Genomic DNA, 19,173 nt, shown 5'->3' with positions numbered 1-19,173 from the left:
TGCCGTACACTATACAAGCTATTTTTAGCATCTGACTGAAATCAATTTATAGTTCATATTTCTTTGGTGATTCCTCATGAATAACACGCAATGGCTCGATGAAGTAAAATTTAACGAACAAGGTCTTATCCCTGCCATTGCTCAACATCATCAAACCGGACGTATTTTGATGGTGGCGTGGATGAACCGTGAATCACTTGCACTCACAGCAGAAAAAAATCAGGCTGTGTACTTCTCTCGCTCTCGCCAAAAACTTTGGCACAAGGGTGAAGAATCAGGCCATTTCCAAACGGTTTATGAAATTCGTTTAGACTGCGATGGTGATGTAATCGTATTACAAGTTGAGCAACACGGCGGTATCGCATGTCATACAGGTCGTGAATCTTGTTTCTACCGTAAACTCACCCCACAGGGCTGGGAAATTGTCGATGCACAGTTAAAAGACCCTACTGCAATTTATGGCGACAAAGCCAAAGCTGAAAGTCACGATCATGCTCATACTACTGAACAAGTGGATGTACTTGCTCACTTAGGGCAATTGATGCAAGAACGTAAGCAAGCAGAAGCAGACACATCATATGTTGCAAGCCTCTACAAAAAAGGCATCAATAAAATTTTAGAAAAAGTCGGCGAAGAAGGTGTAGAAACCATTATTGCTGCGAAAGACTACGCTGCTCAAAATACAGAAAGCAATTTAAATGACTTGATTTATGAAACTGCCGATTTGTGGTTCCATAGTATTGTCATGTTGGGTTATTTCGATCTTAATCCACAACTTATTATTGACGAGTTAGGTCGTCGTCAGGGTTTATCTGGTTTAGTTGAAAAAGCTAACCGCAATAAGGTTTAGAATCACTCAGTGTCGAATATCGAAAAACCTAAAGCCACCTATGAGCAAGCAATTGCCATAGATAACGCACGTCTTGGGCAATCATTTAAAGTGATTGCCTATGCGGGCACAGGTAAAACTACTACGTTGCAAATGATTAGTGATGCCATGCCTGAACGGCGTGGTATGTATTTGGCTTTTAACAAAGCCATTGCTGGTGAAGCTCAAAACAAATTTCATCGCAATGTAGACTGCCGTACTTTTCACTCACTCGCCTTTCGCAGTGTGCCACGTGGCGTAACTGATAAATTACGTTTACCTCGCTTAAGCCCAAGCTTTATTGCAAAAGAATATCGACTAGAACCGATTACCTTACGTCGAATGATGGGTGGACGTTATGAAAAATACGTCTTAATGCCAAGTCGCCTCGCAAGCCTTGTCGCCAATGCGGTGAGCTATTTCTGTTCGACCAGTTCTCAATATCCAGCTCCTCGACATATTCAGGCGCCAAACTGGTTACATCCAGACGATATTACTGCACTTCAAACTCACCTTTACCCGGCAGTAGAACGCCGCTGGTTAGAGTCCATTGACCCAAATCATCAAGCTGGAATTGGTCACGATATTTACCTCAAACTTTGGGCATTGTCTGAGCCTAATATTCCGGCCGATTATGTCTTATTTGATGAAGCACAAGATGCTGACCCTTTAATGCTGGGTATTTTGCTTCGTCAAAAAAGTACTCAGGTTATTTATGTAGGCGATGCACATCAGCAAATCTACGCGTGGCGCGGTGCAGTAAATGCCATGCAACAGCTGCCTTTGCCAGAGTCTCGCTTAACGACCTCTTTTCGTTTTGGGGAGGCAATTGCCGATGTCGCCAATGCGTTATTAGGTGGCTTAAATGAGACAGTTCCTTTGCTTGGTAATCCGAACCAGAAATCAAGTGTAGTCAATAAACCGCATACAAAAATGCGTGATGCGATTTTGTGTCGTACCAATGCTCGCGCAATGGAGCTGTTATTGGCAGGCTTAGTTCACGGCGATAAAGTGAGTTTGCAAGCTGACCATCAAAAACTAAACCGTTTTGTAGATGCTGCAAGCCTCTTAAAGCAAGGAAAACGAGTTACTGACGTTCCTGAGTTGGCATGGTTTAACTCATGGCATGATGTTCATGAGTACTGCGAAACCAATGAAGGAAGCGATATTAAACCATTGGTTAAGCTGGTAGATGATCACGGCACTGACCCATTAAAAAAAGCACTTGCAAAGATTACTCCCCTTGAGCAAGCTGACTATGTCATCTCGACTGCCCATAAAGCGAAAGGGCTGGAATGGAACCGTGTCCATATTGAAGACGACTATCAATTTAAAATTAATGGATTAGAGCATAAGATTACAGATGAAGAGTTAAGATTACTGTACGTGGCCTGTACTCGTGCTAAAGTAAGTCTAAATATCCATCATCTTTATGATCTGATACAACAATTAAAACTAAGGGCGCCTTTAAGTCTTCGTCAGTCGGTTGGTTGAAGCGCTCATAATTAGGTGAGCCTATGAAACTTGAATCTATCCAATTTAAACATATTGCTCTGTTTCATGACCTAAAAATACAGTTCCAATATGACAAACAACCGATTACTTTAATTTTAGGCGAGCAGGCGACTGGCAAAAGTATGCTACTCAAGCATATTTATCATGCTTTAACGTGGTTTCCTGCGCGCCTTAAAGATGCACGCACCCCAGGCATTTTCATGCCAGATCAGGACATTAGCCATTCTCGTTTGCAGTCTAAAATAGAAGTCAGCATCCAGATTCCACCGGAATTTGGACAGCTCCCTGAAACCACTTCAACCCAGCAAACCGACACATCTCTGTGTAGCTGGAAACTGTTCAAGACCTTAAATTCAAGTGGCGTAGGGATTAGTCAAGTTGAAACTCAGCAGCTCGATCAAACCATTACCCTTTATCATCAAGTCACAAGAAAAGACCCACTTCAAGGTCTTCCCTTACTCGCTTATTATCCGTCAGAGCGATTTGTTAACGATATAAATTTACTGAATAAAAATTTACCGGGTATTACTCAGTCTATTTCTGCTTATGACATTAGCTTCATTCCGTTTACTACCTTCGCCCGCTTTTTTGAGTGGTTACGTGAAATTAGCGATATTGAAAATGCACAAGCGGCTCATGTTGTGCAGCGAATTATTTCAAAACAATCCAATTCACAAGATCAAGAAGAAATTTTACGTCAGCTACAACTTGAATTGGCAGGACATCCTAAACAGCTTCCTTCACCTAATTTGTACGCATTAAAATCGGCATTAAAGATTATTTTTCCTGAGCTTGAAGACTTTTATTTGCAATATCACCCAAAACTTCAACTTATGGCACATTACAAGGGTGAAGTCTTGGCCTTTCAACAACTTTCTAACACCACTAAAACATGGATTGCACTCGTAGGCGATGTGGTTCGCAGGCTTTGTTTGCTCAATCCGTTGAGCTTAGACCCTTGTCTTGAAGGTGAAGGCGTTTTGTTAATTGACCAGATCGATTCACAACTAGATGCAGCACATTGCTCAGAAATTTTAAATCGTCTTCATCGCGCATTCCCACGCTTACAAATTATTGTGACCGGAAGCCGTGAAGAATTGCTTGAACATGCAGCCGCATATCAATGTTTTAAATTAGAGCATGGAAAAATCAGTCCACTTGATTTAAATACGACTCAGCAGCAACTCGAACATCTTTATACGTTATTACAACGAGATGAAGCGTTAACGCCACATATGGACCCCTTACCGCTTGATACCGAGCCGGCAACAGCTCAAATCGATAGTTTGTACCAACAAATCCAAAATCTAAATGAACAACAAAAAAATGAATTATTACGTATGATTCATGCAGGAGACACCTCGGAAGAAACCTCCTCTCTTTAAAATTTATTATCCATTTCGCTCAATTTTTATAATAAAACCGAATTCGCTAAATATATGATGAAATCTGGTTTTTTGAGCTGGAAAATCACTAGATGTTGTTACCACATGTAATAACATCAGATTTTTAATGATTTTTTAGTGTACAATAAATTTCATTTTGCGTTTTTATTATTCAAGTTGCGCAATACAACTTGTTTCTCGCTTTATTTTTCTAATTTGATCGGGTTTTCAGAATATAAGCTTTGGAAATCTCTTTGAATTCCTATCTATTCTGAAATGAAAATTTCACCTTTAGGCTTCGGTCTAAATTATATATGGATACGAGTGTGCTACCGATAATTATCTTATTACCGTTAATATTAGGCACCACCCTTGTTTCATTGCTTCAACGGTTTTCACGTGGAGTAACGGCTTTAGGGGCGATCGGAGTCAGTTTAACCAGTTTTGGTTTATTACTGACTCAGGCTAAAACTGTGCTTGGTGGTGCAAGCATTCAACAAAGTTGGGATTGGTTACCACAATTAGGAATTAATCTGAGCTTTAGACTTGATGCCCTTGGTTTATTATTTTCTCTTCTTATTACCGGTATCGGTACACTCATTTATATTTATGCCTATTATTATTTAGGCCCTAAAAATTCATTAAGTAAATTATATTTATTACTCATGCTGTTTATGGCAGCAATGCTCGGTATTTCTCTTTCTAACAATTTAATTATTTTATTAGTCTTTTGGGAACTTACCAGTATTTCATCCTTCCTATTAGTCGGTTACTGGAGTCATTACGAAGCTGCTCAACGTGGCTCGCGTATGGCACTTACCATTACAGGTATGGGGGGACTCGCCATGCTAGGTGGATTTGTCTTATTAGGACAAATCACAGGAACCTACGAAATTAATGATATTGTCGGAATGAAAGACCTCATTCAAAGTCACTATCTGTTTGTTCCGACGCTTTTGCTTATTTTACTGGGTGCATTTACTAAAAGTGCTCAGTTCCCGTTCCATTTTTGGTTACCCAATGCAATGGCAGCGCCCACTCCCGTGTCGGCCTATTTGCACTCTGCCACCATGGTAAAAGCTGGGATTTTCTTATTAGCTCGTCTTGCACCTATTTTTATTGGCGCTGCGCTTTATCACAACATTGTCACGTTTGTCGGCCTATTTACACTTTGTATGGCCGCATGCTTCGCAATTTTTAAAGAAGATCTAAAAGGACTGCTAGCCTATTCTACAATTAGTCATTTAGGTCTTATCGTTTGCCTGCTTGGTATTGGTTCACCTTTGGCTGTTGCTGCGGCAATTTTCCATATTATTAACCACGCAACCTTTAAAGCTGCCCTGTTTATGATTGCCGGGATCATTGACCATGAAACAGGTACACGTGACCTTAGAAAGTTAAGTGGGATTTGGCAACTATTACCGTTTACCGCAACACTGACTATGATTACAGCGGCATCCATGGCAGGTGTTCCTCTCACTAATGGCTTTATTTCTAAAGAAATGTTCTTTACCGAGCTATTAGCGAGCCTTTCAGGATCAACTGTTATCTTTGCCAGTATTATTGCAACGCTTGCTGGTATTTTTGCAGTCAGTTATTCAATTCGCTTAGTACATGGCGTATTTTTTGATGGCCCCGTAGGTAAACAAGTTCCAAATAAAAATGCCCACGAACCACCTATCGGCATGCGAGCACCAGCTATGTTGCTTGCGACATTATGTATTTTGGTCGGTATTTTCCCTGCCCTACTGGTCGAGCCTCTAGTTAACAGTGTGACACGTGCAAGTCTTATGCAACCTGATTTTGCAGGTACTCATCTTGCAATTTGGCATGGATTTAATGCGCCATTAATCATGAGTATTATTGCTCTGGTTGGCGGTACGCTTTTCTATTTTGCCCTAGCAAAAGATGGCATGATTCGTAAGATCGACCTTGACCCACGTTTAGGGCGCTTACAAGGCCGTATTTTATTTGACTTATTCTTAAAGCATTTATTATTAACAAGCCGAAAAATTAAACAAAAAACCGAAAATGGTTCTTTGCAAAGTTACCTGTTCTTAATCATTGCTTTTAGCATCGTCATGGTTACTCTGCCTTTGTTCAATCAGGGCCTTACCACAGGTACACGTGAGCTGACTCACGCACCATGGATTGCAGTAGTTCTTTGGCTGACCTTATTCTCAGGTTGCTGGATGATGCTTTGGTTCCACCATGAACGTATCAAGGCTGTACTCATTAGCGGTGCAATTGGTCTTGTGGTTACCATGGTATTTGTCACCATGTCGGCACCTGACTTAGCACTCACTCAAATTACAGTAGATGTAGTTACGACTGTTCTGTTGTTGATGAGCTTATCGTTACTCCCTCAACTTACGCCATATGAATCTCGTCGCTCAAGACGTTGGAGAGATGCTGCGTTAGCAATTATTGGCGGTTTAGGAATTGGTTGGATTACATGGCTTATTTTAACGCGTGATCATAATTCGATTTCATGGTTCTTTGCTCAGCAATCCTTACCACTTGGCGGCGGTTCAAACATTGTAAATGTTATTTTGGTGGACTTCCGTGGCTTTGATACCTTTGGTGAAATTACAGTACTAGGCATTGCTGCGATTGGTGCGCTATGCCTGATGGATGGCATGCGTGTACATGGCACCACCATGACACAAGGCCTCACCTACCGCTTTAACCCATCTCCGCTCATGTTCCGTATTACGGCCTCTTGGGTGTTACCTTTAGCATTGGTCGTAAGTGTCTATATCTTTATGCGTGGGCACAACTACCCGGGTGGTGGCTTTATTGCAGGTCTAATTACCTCAATGGCACTGATTATTCAGTACATTGCTTTAGGTCAAGATCAAGCAGAACAAATGTTAAAAGCCCAATCCGGTCGTCTTTACGAAATCTGGATTGGCTCTGGATTAACAATTGCAGGCCTTACTGGCATTGCCGCATGGTTCTGGGCACGTCCATTCTTAGCCAGTGCGCACGTCTATGTTGAATTACCAGTTTTAGGTAAGTTACATCTGGCTTCAGCAGCGAGCTTTGATCTGGGTGTGTATATCACCGTAGTAGGCGCTACCATGCTACTCATTTCTGTATTAGGGGACTCTCGCCACTCGAGTATGTCTGGTCCTGTACCTCATGGGGAGAAATCATCATGATCAGTTTAGAATTCTTACTGGCCTCTGCCATTGGGCTACTTGTTGCGACAGGCATTTATCTAATTTTACGTGCGCGTACCTTCCCTGTTGTGTTGGGCTTAGCAGTGCTGGGCTATGCGGTTAACTTATTTTTGTTTGCGATGGGTCGTTTGCAAGTCAGCTCACCAGCCATCCTAACCGAAACCACCAATATTACAGATCCACTTCCACAAGCACTTGTTTTAACAGCAATCGTGATCGGTTTTGCCACTACCGCTTTTATTGTGCAGCTCGCATTACGTAGCCGTTATGAATCCGGTAGTGACCATGTTGATGCCAAAGAAGATATTTCTCCAACATACGACCCACGTGAGGATGAGCCGTGATGTTTGATTTTTTATCTTTTTGGCAAGCTAATACACCAATTTTCAGTATCCTCATCCCGGCATTTACTGGTTTTATCCTATTGCTTCTAGGTAACCCTGGCGCTGGTGCATTAAAAGAAGATTGGCGACAACCTTGGCGCCGTGGCATTAGTTTGATCTCAGCAATAGCTGGGTTAATCACTGCTGTTAGTTATCTGCTTGTTGCAAACACTGGCCAAATTACGGTTTATCAGTTGAGCGAGTGGTCAGCTCCCTTTGGTATTGTGCTGGTACTCGACCGCCTTTCAGCTTTTATGCTGGTTTTAACTTATGCCTTAGCAGTTCCAGTTTTATGGTATGCCAGTGAAAACTGGGATACGAGAGGTCGCTATTTCCACGCCATATTCCATTTTCTTTTAATGGGGCTATGTGGCGCATTTCTCACAGGCGACTTATTTAACCTGTTCGTTTTCTTTGAAATCTTGCTCATGGCATCCTACGTCCTCTTATTACATGGACAAGGAAAACCGAGATTTCAGCTTGGTGTACACTACGTCATTATCAACCTTTTAGCCTCTGCCCTGTTCTTAATTGGTCTTGGCATGATCTATGGCAGTGTAGGTAGCCTCAATATGGCTGACGTTTCACGTTTGCTACCGACTTTAGATGCAGATCAACATAAATTAGCAGTTGCAGGTGCCTTACTCTTATTTGTCGTGTTTGGTATTAAAGCGGCCATGCTACCAGTTGGTTTTTGGCTACCAAAAACTTATGCCGTTGCAAGTACACCTGTCGCAGCAATTTTTACCATCATGACCAAAGTGGGGATCTATGCCATTTTGCGTGTCAATGGAACTGTATTTAATGATGCACTCAGCCAAGAAATCTTTAAAAGCTGGTTGCTTCCAATTGGTTTAGTGACTTCTTTATATGGCGTGATTGGCGCAATTGGTGCAGATCGCCTCAGACGTTTTGTTGGCTTTATGGTGCTGTCTTCAATTGGTACTTTATTGATTGCAATTGCCATGTCAAATACACAAGCGTGGTCTGGAGCATTATTCTATTTAGTCCACAGTACATTGATTGGTGCAGCATTTTACCTGTTCTGTGGCTGGATGACTTCACAGCGCGGTGATTTTAAAGATCATTTAAAGATTGCACCGAGAATTAAACAAGAAAAAGCAGCCATGCTGACTTATTTCCTGATTGCCATGATGCTCGCAGGCTTACCACCTTTTAGTGGCTTCTTTGGAAAAGTATTTATTTTGCAGGCTACTGTTGAAACTGCATATCAAGGCTGGGTTATTGGTATTGTTCTTTTGGTGAGCCTATTAAGTATTATTGCATTAACACGTGTCGGCTTTATTTTATTCTGGCGTGCATCACCACCAGAAGAAGACCCGATCAATCCTGCTTATATTATTTATCGTGCTTTACCTGAAAAAGCACCGCCACGTAACGATACAGTCATCTATATCTTGCTTGCCGGTTTAGTGGCTTATGTAGTATTTGCTTCACCTGTATTGCACTACACCACAAATACCGCACAGCAAATTCAAGATCATGCCCTGTATCAGCAATCTATTCTTAAAACTGATCAAAATGGCGAAGTTATTAGCGTTCAGCCATATGACTCAACTTATTTACCAGAAACAAAATATGGTGGTGAAGTTGAAGATCATAATGCCTATCTTATTCCTAACATTATTTCGAAAGATACTTTCAACGGTGAGCATATTTCTGAATATAAACACCGCCAAATTCAGCAGCAAGAAAAATTGCAAACCCCAACCATTGCTGATGAAAGTCAACTGAAACCTATGGAGCCATAACAATGCAGCTATCTAAATTGCTTGACCGCTGGTTTCCGCATCCATTTGTTTCTTTTTTGATTATCATCTTCTGGTTAATGCTCGCGCATAGTCTTGATGCGAGCGACCTGCTTATGGCTGTAATTTTGGGGCTTGTTATTCCTCGTCTAGTTCGTCCTTTTATTACCAGAACTCCGCATATCCATTGGAAACCTGCCATAAAACTGTGTTTTGTTGTCTTGTGGGATATTATTGTTTCCAATTTTCGGGTTGCTAAACTGGTATTAGGGTCACCGAAAAAATTACATCCTAAATGGTACCGTGTTCCATTAGAAACAGAACATGAACAAGTAAACTCTTTACTGGCAATGATTATTACCACAACGCCTGGCACGGTCTCTGCCGGTATTGATCAAGAGCGTGGTGATATTTTGGTCCACTCTCTTAGCACAGAAAATACTGAAAGTGATGTGCAAGACATCAAACAACGCTATGAGGCTCCACTCATGGAAATTTTTGATGTGAAAAGCAAATCGGAGGACAACGCATGACCATCCTACCTTATGCTCTTGGCATTAGCTTGATTGCTATCACAATCTCTATGTTGCTTTGCTTATTTCGAATGGTGATGGGACCATCTATTGTTGACCGCCTACTAGCGCTTGATACCCTATTTTTAAATGCGACCTGTCTCATTATTGTGTTAGGCATTTATTGGACAACCACCTCTTTATTCGAAGGGGCGTTGTTAGTCGCTATGCTAGGGTTTGTTTCAACGGCTGCTTTAGCTCGTTATTTTACAACCGGTCATGTAATCGATTAGGGGAAGGTCAAAATGCAAATTACAATGGAAATTATTGTTTCGATCTTTCTGGTTTTCGGTGCTTTTTTTATGTTAGTCGGATCTATCGGTATGGTACGTCTACCCGATTTATTCATGCGACTACATGCACCTACCAAGTCGAGTACATTAGGCTTAGGTAGCTTTTTAATTGCTTCAATGATCTTTTTTGCTTTTCAAGGCCGATTTGGCTTTGCCGAGTTACTTATTACACTGTTGGCTTTTATTACTGCACCTGTATCAGCCAACTTAATTGCTCAAGCCGCGCTACATTTACGTTTACGCTCATTGAGTGGTGAAGTTCCTGAAGCTATTGAACGTCCTCTACCGTGGGATCGGTATAAAATTGGGCAACGTTTTTCACAAAACAAACCACCCATGGAACCTCCTCAAGAATAAAAACTTGAACACATAAAAAAGCCACCCCAAGGTGGCTTTTTTATTTTGAGTATTCATTACTCTTCGTCATCTGACTCACGTTTCGGTAAATCTTGTACCGCTTTTTCGATAAGACCAAACATATAGTTACCATATGCATTGGTTTTATCGTAATGGAAACGCAAGCGAGGCGTGATGCGCGTTTTAATACGACGACTCAACTCCTGACGTAAAAAACCAGATGCTTTATTCAAAATATCTAGTGTTTCACGGTGAGCCACTTCGTTTTGGTCATCGCTTAATTCACGACCCATCACGGTCACATAGACATCGGCATAACCTAAGTCCGGACTGACTTTAACGCCTGAGATGGTCACAAGACCACCCAGACGCGGATCTTTCAACTCCTGACGGATAAGTTCAGAAAGCTCGCGCTGTACTGAATCCGCCATTCGCTTTAAGCGTTGTCCACCCGCCATTAAAGACTCCGTTTAACCATTTGAACATCATAAACCTCAATCTTATCAAGAGGTTTGATGTCGTTATAACCTTTCACGGCAAGACCACATTCCATACCGGCACGAACTTCATCAACGACATCTTTATAACGACGTAATGATTCAAGTTCACCTTGGAAAATCACAACATCATCACGTAAGACACGGATTGGTTTGTTACGGTGAATCACGCCTTCCATAACCATACAGCCCGCAGCAGCACCAAACTTACTAGAACGGAACACTTCACGTACTTGAGCAACACCCAAGATAGTTTCACGGTGTTCAGGAGCAAGTTTACCGCTCATGGCATCTTTTACATCATCAATCAATTCATAGATGATGCTGTAGTAACGAATATCGATACCGTCTTGGTCACTCTTCTGACGAGCAGCTGTATCAGCACGAACGTTGAAGCCTAACAATACAGCTTCTGAAGACTCGGCAAGAATTACGTCAGACTCAGTGATCGCACCAACACCAGAACTAATTACGCGAACTTTTACTTCATCAGTAGAGAGTTCATGTAATGCAGCATTCAATGCTTCTAAAGTACCACGAACATCTGTTCTTAAAACAACATTCACTGTAGGAACGTCTTTTTTGCCCATAGATGCCATGATGTTTTCAAGACGCATTGCGCTTTGACGTTCGATACGTTTTTCACGTTCACGGTCTGCACGAGCATCAGCAACTTCACGTGCCTTCTTCTCGTCATTTACTACAAGAACTTCATCACCCGCCATTGGAGCTTCTGGTAGACCCAAAATTTCCACTGGAATAGATGGTCCTGCTGACTTAATCGGCTTACCGTTTTCATCAGACATCGCACGAACACGGCCGTATGATGAGCCAGCAAGAACAAGGTCACCAATATTTAATGTACCGTTTTGAACAAGAATCGAAGTTACTGCACCACGGCCTTTATCAACACGTGCTTCAATAACAACACCTTGTGCAGCACCTTCAGCAGATGCTTTTAATTCCATCAATTCAGATTGAATCAGAATTAAATCAAGGAGTTCATCAATACCTTGGCCAGTATGTGCTGAAACCTTAGCAACCGGAACATCACCGCCCCATTCTTCTGGAACGATTTCTTTGGTTGTTAATTCATTTAACACACGGTCTGGATCAGCAGATTCTTTATCCATTTTGTTGATAGCAACAATAATTGGAGTTCCTGCTGCACGTGCATGGTCAATCGCTTCTGCAGTTTGCGGCATTACACCGTCATCTGCTGCAACAACCAATACCACGATATCCGTTGCTTTAGCACCACGTGCACGCATTGAGGTAAATGCTGCGTGTCCCGGTGTATCAAGGAATGTAATAATCCCTTTGTCTGTTTCAACGTGATATGCACCAATGTGCTGGGTAATGCCACCTGCTTCACCTGCCGCCACTTTAGAACGACGGATACGGTCAAGCAATGATGTTTTACCATGGTCAACGTGACCCATGATTGTAACAACTGGAGGACGGGTAGTTTGTTCACCACGTGCTTCTTCAGCTGCTTCAAGTAAGTTATCTTCTGCTTGTGTATCAGAAACTAGAACAGGGTTATGGCCCATTTCTTCTACAACAAGTGCAGCTGTATCTTGGTCAATTGTCTGGTTCTGGTTAACCAATTCACCCATTTTCATAAGTGTCTTGATAACTTCACGTACTTTAATCGCCATCTTCTGAGCAAGATCGGCAACAACAATGCTTGAACCGATTTCTACATCATAGACTTGCTTTTTAACTGGCTTTTCAAAACCATGCTTGTTCGCTTGGCTTGATTTTAAACCACGTTTGTTATGGTTAACGAAGCTTTGCTCTTCTTGACCACGACGACCGCCTTTCTTACCAGCGCGAGGGTTAGTTGTAGCACCACCACGTTTAATTTCACGGTCTTCTTGATTAAATGAATCTTCATAAGCTTGGCCAACAAGACCTGAAGCAAGAGGAGAATCATCAATCACACGAATAGTTGCAGTAGCATCATCATTTGAATATTTAGATGCCATCTTACGCATTTGTTCAAGCGTACGCTGCTGAGCTTCCTCAGCCGCTTTACGACGTGCAGCTTCTTCAGTTGCTTTCAACTGAGCTGTTTGTGCTTCACGCGCTTTCTTTTGCTCTAATGTTTCTGCTGGTTTTGGTGCAGGTTTTACTGTACCACCACCACGTTTTTTCACTACAACAGCAGCTTTAGGAGCTGACTGTGCAGCGCTATCTTGTTGATGAGCAGCACGCATTGCATCTAAAGTTGCTTTTGCTTTTTGCTCTGTTTGAAGACGCGCTTTTTGCTCTGCAGCTTCACGCGCTTGTTGTTCTGCACGCGCTTTAGCTTCTGCTTCTGCGCGCGCTTTAGCTTCTGCTGCAATTTGTTCTGGGTTTGGTTTAGCAAAAACCTGTTTTTTACGTACTTCTACGTTAATAGTTTTTGCTTTACCCGAAGTACTTGCAACTTTAGCGGTACTGGTTGTTTTACGTTTCAACGCAATTTTTCCTGTGTTACCACTTTCCTGACCATGCACCTTTTTCAAATAATTGACTAAAGTGTCCTGTTGTTCAGTGGTAATAATGTCGTCTGCTGTACGTTGAGGCAAACCTGCTTCACGAGCCTGTTCTAGGAGCTTCTCAACAGGACGTCCTACGCTGAGAGCTAACTCTTTAATCGACTTGTCCGTCATATTTCATCTCCTAGTTAAACCATGATTCGCGAGCTTTCATGATCAATTGACCTGCTTTTTCATGACCAAGACCTTCAATATCAGAAATATCGTCAGTTGCTTGATCTGCCAAATCATCAACAGTAATAATACCGCGAGCGGCTAGCGAGTAAGCGATCTCAGAGGTCATGCCTTCCATATTGAGAAGGTCTGCACTCGGTTCTTGAATATTTTCTTGCTGTTTCAATGCATCAGTTAATGCAGCTTCTTTTGCACGACTTTGCAATAACTCAACTAACTCAGCGTCAAGTTCAATTTCGTCAAAAGTTTCAGCTGGCACATAAGCAATCTCTTCTAAAGAAGTGAAGCCCATCTCTACCAACGCCATTGCCAAGTCTTCTTCAATATCTAAACGTGATACGAACATGTCGAGATATTGCTGAGCTTCATTCTGCTGACGAGCACGATACTCTTCTTCAAGCATCATGTCGAGTTTGTAGCCAGTTAAATCAGAAGCTAAACGAACATTTTGACCTTGCGAACCAATCGCACGTGCCAATTGATCATTGGTAGCAAAAATGATGTCTGCACTTTTTGCATCTTCATCAAGCACAATGCCTGATACATCAGCTGGTTCTAATGCACTTGCGATGTATTGAGCTGGATCATCAGACCAAACTACAACATCAATACGCTCACCATTTAACTCTTGCTGTACCGCTTGGATACGTGTTCCACGCATACCAATACATGCACCAACAGGGTCAATACGGTGGTCGTTCGTTTTTACTGCGATTTTTGCACGAACACCTGGTTGACGCGCCGCAGCTTTAATTTCAATAATTTCTTCAGAAATTTCAGGAATTTCTTTCTTCATCAAAGCAATAAGCATTTCAGGCTTAGCGCGTGATAATAGAAGCTGAGCACCACGGCCTTCACGGTTTACACTATATAAAATAGCATTTACACGTTGTTTTGGACGAAGAATCTCTTTAGGAATCATTTCTTCACGAGCTAAATAAGCTTCAGCATTGTCACCTAAGTCAATGATGAAACCATCTTTAGTTTGCTTTTTCACTTCACCGTAAATTAGCTCGCCAACTTTTGATTCATAAGCATCAGCAACTAATGCACGCTCTGCTTCACGAATTTTTTGTACGATAACCTGTTTCGCAATCTGCGCAGCGATACGACCGAACTCAATCGATTCTACTTCAAGCTCACGAACGTCGCCAATTGACCATTTTGCAGGATCAACATCAGAAATTGCGTCTTGGCATGCTGGCATTTCATGATCTTCATCTGCCACAACAGTCCATTGACGGAAAGTACGGTAATCACCAGTTCTACGATCAATTTCTACACGAAGCTGAGCTTCTTCAGAATTGGTACCCTCGTAAAATTTTTTCTTCGTTGCAGCAACTAGAGCTTGTTCTAAAGCTTCGAAGATCGCTTCACGACTAACACCTTTTTCATTACTAACCGTTTCAACAACGGTAAGAATTTCGCGGCCCATAAGTCACCTACCGATTTCTTATATAATTTAAATAAATTTAATCTTGATAGATCAAGTTTGCTTTATCGATATTGTTGCTGTCGATATCAAGCACATGCTTTCCTTCAACTTCAACCTGAATCTCTTCATTTTCAAGGTCTACAGCAAGGAGTTTTGCTTGAAATTTACGACGATTTTCTACTGCAGCAATCAAACGCAAAGCAACCTGTTGTCCAATGTAGCCTTGCAACTGTTCGAGTTGAAAAAATGGGCGATCCCAACCTGGTGAAGAAACTTCTAATGCATATTCACCTGAAATCGGATCATGGACATCCAGCATTGCGCCGACCTGTTGTGTAACACGAACACAATCTTCTACACCAATACCGCGGCCTTGCTCTACTTCACCATCTTCATTAATCACTGGTTCAGCATTTTCATCAACCGGTCTATCGATATAAATACGCAATAATGAACGCTTACCTTGTGGAAGGAATTCAATTCCCCAAAGGTCGACACCACATGCCTCCACTGCTGGAGCAATCATGTCATACAATGCTTGGGATTTATTTGATAATTTCATTTACTCTCGTCATTCTCGTGCGATTCAATCGGTTGTTTTAACCGACACAGACTTACTATAGTGAAGCATGACTATTTGACCAATTGATGTCGACACTACACGATAGCGATACGATAACCAATAAAAAAGGGCGTTAATCGCCCCTATATAGCACAGAAAACAATAGTCCACTGTGCAAAAAGGCCCACCTTGTCTGTGAGCCTCTTTAAGAAACTTGGTAGCGGGAGCTGGATTTGAACCAACGACCTTCGGGTTATGAGCCCGACGAGCTACCAGACTGCTCCATCCCGCATCAAAAACAAAACTGCTTGCACTCAACTTTCTGGTTCAAAGTTGGTGCGGAAGGGGGGACTTGAACCCCCACGCCCGAAAGCACTACCACCTCAAGGTAGCGTGTCTACCAATTCCACCACCACCGCAGCTTGTGGGACGCATTCTAGTCCTTTCAATTCCAAAAGGAAAGTCTTATTTCCAATTATTGGCCAGTTTTTGGTGCATTTGGTGAAGTTTCAGGCGATGTAGTCTGCGCTGGCGCAGTCGTTTGTACAGTTTTCAAACTATATGCTTCAGTCGTTTGCTTCTTGGCAAAAATAGCCAGAGTCAAACTGGTCACAAAGAATAAAGCTGTCAAAATTGCAGTCACGCGAGTCAAGAAGTTACCTGAACCAGACGCACCAAATACTGTTGCTGCGCCACCTCCACCAAAAGAGGCACCTGCATCTGCGCCTTTACCATGTTGCACTAAAATTAATGCAATCATTAGTACTGCTAAAATAATATGTACAACAAGTACAAAAGAGTGCATACCCTATCCTCGTTATTTGCTTTGCGCGAAGGCTTGTACAATTTGATAAAAAGATGCTGCATTTAATGAAGCACCACCCACCAACGCACCATTGATATCTGGACATGCAGCTAACTCAACAGCATTTTCAGCTTTTACACTACCGCCATATAAAATAGCAATATTTGAGCCTGCCGGTGTAAGTTGGCATAAGCCTTCACGAATTTTAGCGTGCATCGCTTGCGCATCTTGCGGAGAAGCTGTTTTACCTGTACCAATTGCCCAAATAGGTTCATAGGCAATAACCACTTGGTTTTGCCATTGTTCAGCAGTTACTACAGGTGCAATATCACAAATTTGCTGTAGAACAACTTGCTCGGCCTGACCTTGCTCACGTTGTTCAAGGCTTTCGCCCACACAATAAATGACAGTCATACCCGCATTTAATGCATTTTGGAGTTTTGCCTTCAAAATTTCAACGTTGTCACCAAAAATATCACGACGTTCAGAGTGTCCAACCAGTACGAAATTAATTTGGCTATCTTTTAATAGTTCTGCACTGACTTCACCAGTATAAGCACCTGTACCAGCAACACGTGATACATCCTGTGCAACCGTATGTACCGTTCTTGCAGCATCCTGTAATTGCGCTTGTACCGTTGTAAGGGCAATAGAAACAGGGGCAACGCCCACATGGCAGTTTTCATCTGCAATTTGGTTTTGTTGCAATAATTGTTTAAATTCTTCTATAAGTTGGTTGGCGTTGGCACGCATTGGATTCATTTTCCAGTTACCAACTACCCAAGGCGTAATCGTCGAACCCGACATACTGCTCACCTTTCATCAAAAATGCAGCACATTCTACACGCATTTATACAAATTTCAGATACTTTTCTTTAACGCGATTACTCATATCTTTTCTAGTGTTTGAAATTAAGAAAAAACTTTACTTTATTAAAAGTCCGACATTCTAAAAATTAATAAAGAAAAACTACGACTGGTTCAAGCTTTAATAGGCTGAGTAGGACCCGAGCAACACTTTCTAAGGTAGTAATTTTACATAACAAAAGTATAATTTTTCATATACCAATTATAAACACATTAACATAGGCAGGCAGATGTCAGCATTACATACATCTCCAAAATTTACGGGGTTTTTTCGACGTTTAGTCGAAGAAAAGCATGTGTCGGCAGCGACCATGCAAACTGCATTAGATGCAGCGAAAAGAGCTAAGCAGGACACAGTCGCATATTTAATTGAAGAGGTTCATCTCTCCCCTTCATTATTGGCTGAAACAATTTCTGCTGAGTTTGCTGAACCATATTTCGATCTGGATGTTTATGACACTTCTCAGATTCCTAAAGATCTGGTCGATCAGAAACTGATTTTAAAACATCGAATTTTGCCGCTCATTCAAAGAGGGCAAATTTTATATGTCGCGACCAGTAATCCAAGCAATATCGAAGCGATTGATGCAATTCGTTTTAATAGTAAATTGCTGGTTGAGCCCGTAATTGTGGAGCACCATAAACTCGAAAAAGTTTTAGGCCAGCATTTTGCAGAAGAAAGCAGCTTTGACTTCAATGATGAAGAGTTTGATCTCGATGTTAATCTTGATGGCCCTACCGCTCAAGAAGATGAAGATGAAGCTCCTCAAGGCGATGAAGCCCCAATTGTTAAATATATTAATAAGTTATTAATTGATGCCATTCGTATGGGTGCTTCAGACTTACATTTTGAACCGTACGAAAAATCCTATCGGGTGCGCTATCGTGTCGATGGCGTGTTACGTCAAATTGCTAATCCCCCTCTACAGCTTGCAAACCGCTTGGCATCACGCTTAAAAGTAATGTCTCAAATGGACATTTCTGAAAAACGTGTCCCACAAGATGGTCGTATCAAGCTCAAGCTGTCAAAAAGCAAAGCGATTGATTTTCGTGTGAACTCCCTCCCGACTTTGTTTGGTGAAAAGTTAGTTCTACGTATTCTTGACCCATCAAGCGCAATGCTAGGAATTGATGCACTAGGATATGAAGAAGATCAAAAAGCTTTGTTTATGGAGGCATTAGATAAACCTCAAGGCATGCTTTTAATTACCGGACCAACAGGTTCTGGTAAAACCGTATCGTTATATACAGGTTTAAATATTTTAAATACTGAAAGCTCCAATATTTCTACTGCCGAAGACCCGGTAGAAATTAACCTTGAAGGAATTAATCAGGTTAACGTAAACCCCAAGGTAGGGCTTACTTTTGCGGCCGCACTTAAATCATTTTTACGACAAGACCCTGACATTATTATGGTGGGTGAGATTCGTGACTTGGAAACAGCAGAAATTGCGATTAAGGCGGCTCAAACTGGCCACATGGTGATGTCAACACTACATACCAATAGTGCTCCGGAAACATTGACCCGTCTACGCAATATGGGGGTTCCTTCTTTTAATATTGCAACATCAGTAAACCTAGTTATTGCACAGCGTTTAGCACGTCGTCTTTGTTCTCAATGCAAAATACCTGCTGATATTCCTAAACAAAGCTTATTAGAAATGGGCTTTACCGAACAAGATTTAGCGCACCCAGATTTTCGGGTTTTTCAGCCCGTAGGTTGCCCTGAATGTCGTGAAGGCTATAAAGGCCGTGTCGGTATTTATGAGGTAATGAAAGTTACACCTGAAATTTCCAAGATTATTATGGAAGATGGCAACGCTTTAGAAATCGCAGCTGCTTCTGAGAAATTGGGGTTTAATAATCTACGTCGTTCAGGTTTAAAAAAGGTGATGCAAGGGGTGACCTCTTTACAAGAAGTCAACCGTGTCACCAGTGAATAAGACACTATTTAAAAAAT

General features: G+C 41.7%; 16 protein-coding genes and 2 tRNA genes. 10 read left to right on the top strand and 8 right to left on the bottom strand.

The window, feature by feature from the left end:
• Positions 1-76: 76 nt before the first annotated feature.
• The 9 genes from hisIE to GO593_RS08205 all read left to right on the top strand — a co-directional run bounded on the left by hisIE (position 77) and on the right by GO593_RS08205 (position 10,327).
• Positions 77-850 (top strand): bifunctional phosphoribosyl-AMP cyclohydrolase/phosphoribosyl-ATP diphosphatase HisIE, encoded by a 774-nt coding sequence (hisIE, locus tag GO593_RS08245; protein ID WP_001066569.1) that lies wholly within the window; start codon positions 77-79, stop codon positions 848-850.
• 9 nt (positions 851-859) lie between these two features.
• Positions 860-2,362 carry a UvrD-helicase domain-containing protein gene (locus GO593_RS08240; protein WP_000065138.1) on the top strand — a complete coding sequence of 501 codons (1,503 nt, stop codon included), beginning with the start codon at positions 860-862 and terminating at the stop codon, positions 2,360-2,362.
• Positions 2,363-2,385: 23 nt separating this feature from the next.
• Positions 2,386-3,768 (top strand): AAA family ATPase, encoded by a 1,383-nt coding sequence (locus GO593_RS08235; protein ID WP_000764512.1) that lies wholly within the window; start codon positions 2,386-2,388, stop codon positions 3,766-3,768.
• A 314-nt stretch (positions 3,769-4,082) separates the two neighbouring features.
• A complete protein-coding gene (locus GO593_RS08230) occupies positions 4,083-6,932 on the top strand; it encodes a monovalent cation/H+ antiporter subunit A (protein ID WP_000381594.1) in 2,850 nt (949 codons plus the stop codon).
• Positions 6,929-7,297, top strand: a complete 369-nt coding sequence (locus tag GO593_RS08225) for a Na+/H+ antiporter subunit C (protein WP_000624229.1) — start codon at positions 6,929-6,931, stop codon at positions 7,295-7,297. The genes GO593_RS08230 and GO593_RS08225 overlap by 4 nt, the downstream gene beginning before the upstream one ends.
• Positions 7,297-9,108: a monovalent cation/H+ antiporter subunit D gene (locus GO593_RS08220; protein WP_000459268.1), complete on the top strand. Its 1,812-nt coding sequence runs from the start codon at positions 7,297-7,299 to the stop codon at positions 9,106-9,108. Before GO593_RS08225 ends, GO593_RS08220 begins: the two co-directional genes overlap by 1 nt.
• Before the next feature lie 2 nt (positions 9,109-9,110).
• A complete protein-coding gene (locus GO593_RS08215) occupies positions 9,111-9,638 on the top strand; it encodes a Na+/H+ antiporter subunit E (RefSeq protein ID WP_001177205.1) in 528 nt (175 codons plus the stop codon).
• Positions 9,635-9,910, top strand: a complete 276-nt coding sequence (locus GO593_RS08210; protein ID WP_000154076.1) for a monovalent cation/H+ antiporter subunit F — start codon at positions 9,635-9,637, stop codon at positions 9,908-9,910. Before GO593_RS08215 ends, GO593_RS08210 begins: the two co-directional genes overlap by 4 nt.
• Positions 9,911-9,922: 12 nt before the next feature.
• The gene (locus GO593_RS08205; protein ID WP_001167533.1) at positions 9,923-10,327 is read left to right on the top strand and encodes a Na+/H+ antiporter subunit G; all 405 of its coding nucleotides are present in this window, start codon (positions 9,923-9,925) and stop codon (positions 10,325-10,327) included.
• Between the two features lie 56 nt (positions 10,328-10,383).
• Here the strand turns inward: GO593_RS08205 and GO593_RS08200 are convergent, their stop codons facing one another.
• The 8 genes from GO593_RS08200 to tpiA form a co-directional block, all read right to left on the bottom strand.
• Complete coding sequence (locus GO593_RS08200) at positions 10,384-10,785, bottom strand: ribosome-binding factor A (RefSeq protein ID WP_000897046.1); 402 nt, start codon at positions 10,783-10,785, stop codon at positions 10,384-10,386.
• On the bottom strand, positions 10,785-13,484 hold the full coding sequence (gene infB / locus GO593_RS08195; protein WP_000130326.1) for a translation initiation factor IF-2: 2,700 nt from the start codon (positions 13,482-13,484) through the stop codon (positions 10,785-10,787). Before infB ends, GO593_RS08200 begins: the two co-directional genes overlap by 1 nt.
• Positions 13,485-13,494: 10 nt before the next feature.
• Complete coding sequence (gene nusA / locus GO593_RS08190) at positions 13,495-14,979, bottom strand: transcription termination factor NusA (protein WP_000532248.1); 1,485 nt, start codon at positions 14,977-14,979, stop codon at positions 13,495-13,497.
• Between the two features lie 37 nt (positions 14,980-15,016).
• Positions 15,017-15,541, bottom strand: a complete 525-nt coding sequence (gene rimP, locus GO593_RS08185; RefSeq protein ID WP_000777730.1) for a ribosome maturation factor RimP — start codon at positions 15,539-15,541, stop codon at positions 15,017-15,019.
• 215 nt (positions 15,542-15,756) lie between these two features.
• A tRNA-Met gene (locus GO593_RS08180) sits at positions 15,757-15,833 on the bottom strand.
• Between the two features lie 42 nt (positions 15,834-15,875).
• Positions 15,876-15,960, bottom strand: a tRNA-Leu gene (locus GO593_RS08175).
• A gap of 56 nt (positions 15,961-16,016) precedes the next feature.
• Entirely contained in the window at positions 16,017-16,346 is a 330-nt protein-coding gene (gene secG, locus GO593_RS08170; protein WP_000555569.1) for a preprotein translocase subunit SecG, read from the bottom strand.
• 12 nt (positions 16,347-16,358) lie between these two features.
• Complete coding sequence (gene tpiA / locus GO593_RS08165) at positions 16,359-17,153, bottom strand: triose-phosphate isomerase (protein WP_000016932.1); 795 nt, start codon at positions 17,151-17,153, stop codon at positions 16,359-16,361.
• 290 nt (positions 17,154-17,443) lie between these two features.
• Here tpiA and pilB point away from each other — a divergent pair, with 290 nt between their 5' ends.
• Positions 17,444-19,156 carry a type IV-A pilus assembly ATPase PilB gene (gene pilB / locus GO593_RS08160; RefSeq protein WP_001274985.1) on the top strand — a complete coding sequence of 571 codons (1,713 nt, stop codon included), beginning with the start codon at positions 17,444-17,446 and terminating at the stop codon, positions 19,154-19,156.
• The last annotated feature ends 17 nt before the right edge of the window (positions 19,157-19,173 follow it).

Source organism: Acinetobacter baumannii, from assembly GCF_009759685.1.
In the GTDB taxonomy this organism is placed as follows: Bacteria; Pseudomonadota; Gammaproteobacteria; order Pseudomonadales; family Moraxellaceae; genus Acinetobacter; species Acinetobacter baumannii.
The sequence above is the reverse complement of the archived record's forward strand: the minus strand, read 5'-3'. Positions and strand labels throughout refer to the sequence as shown.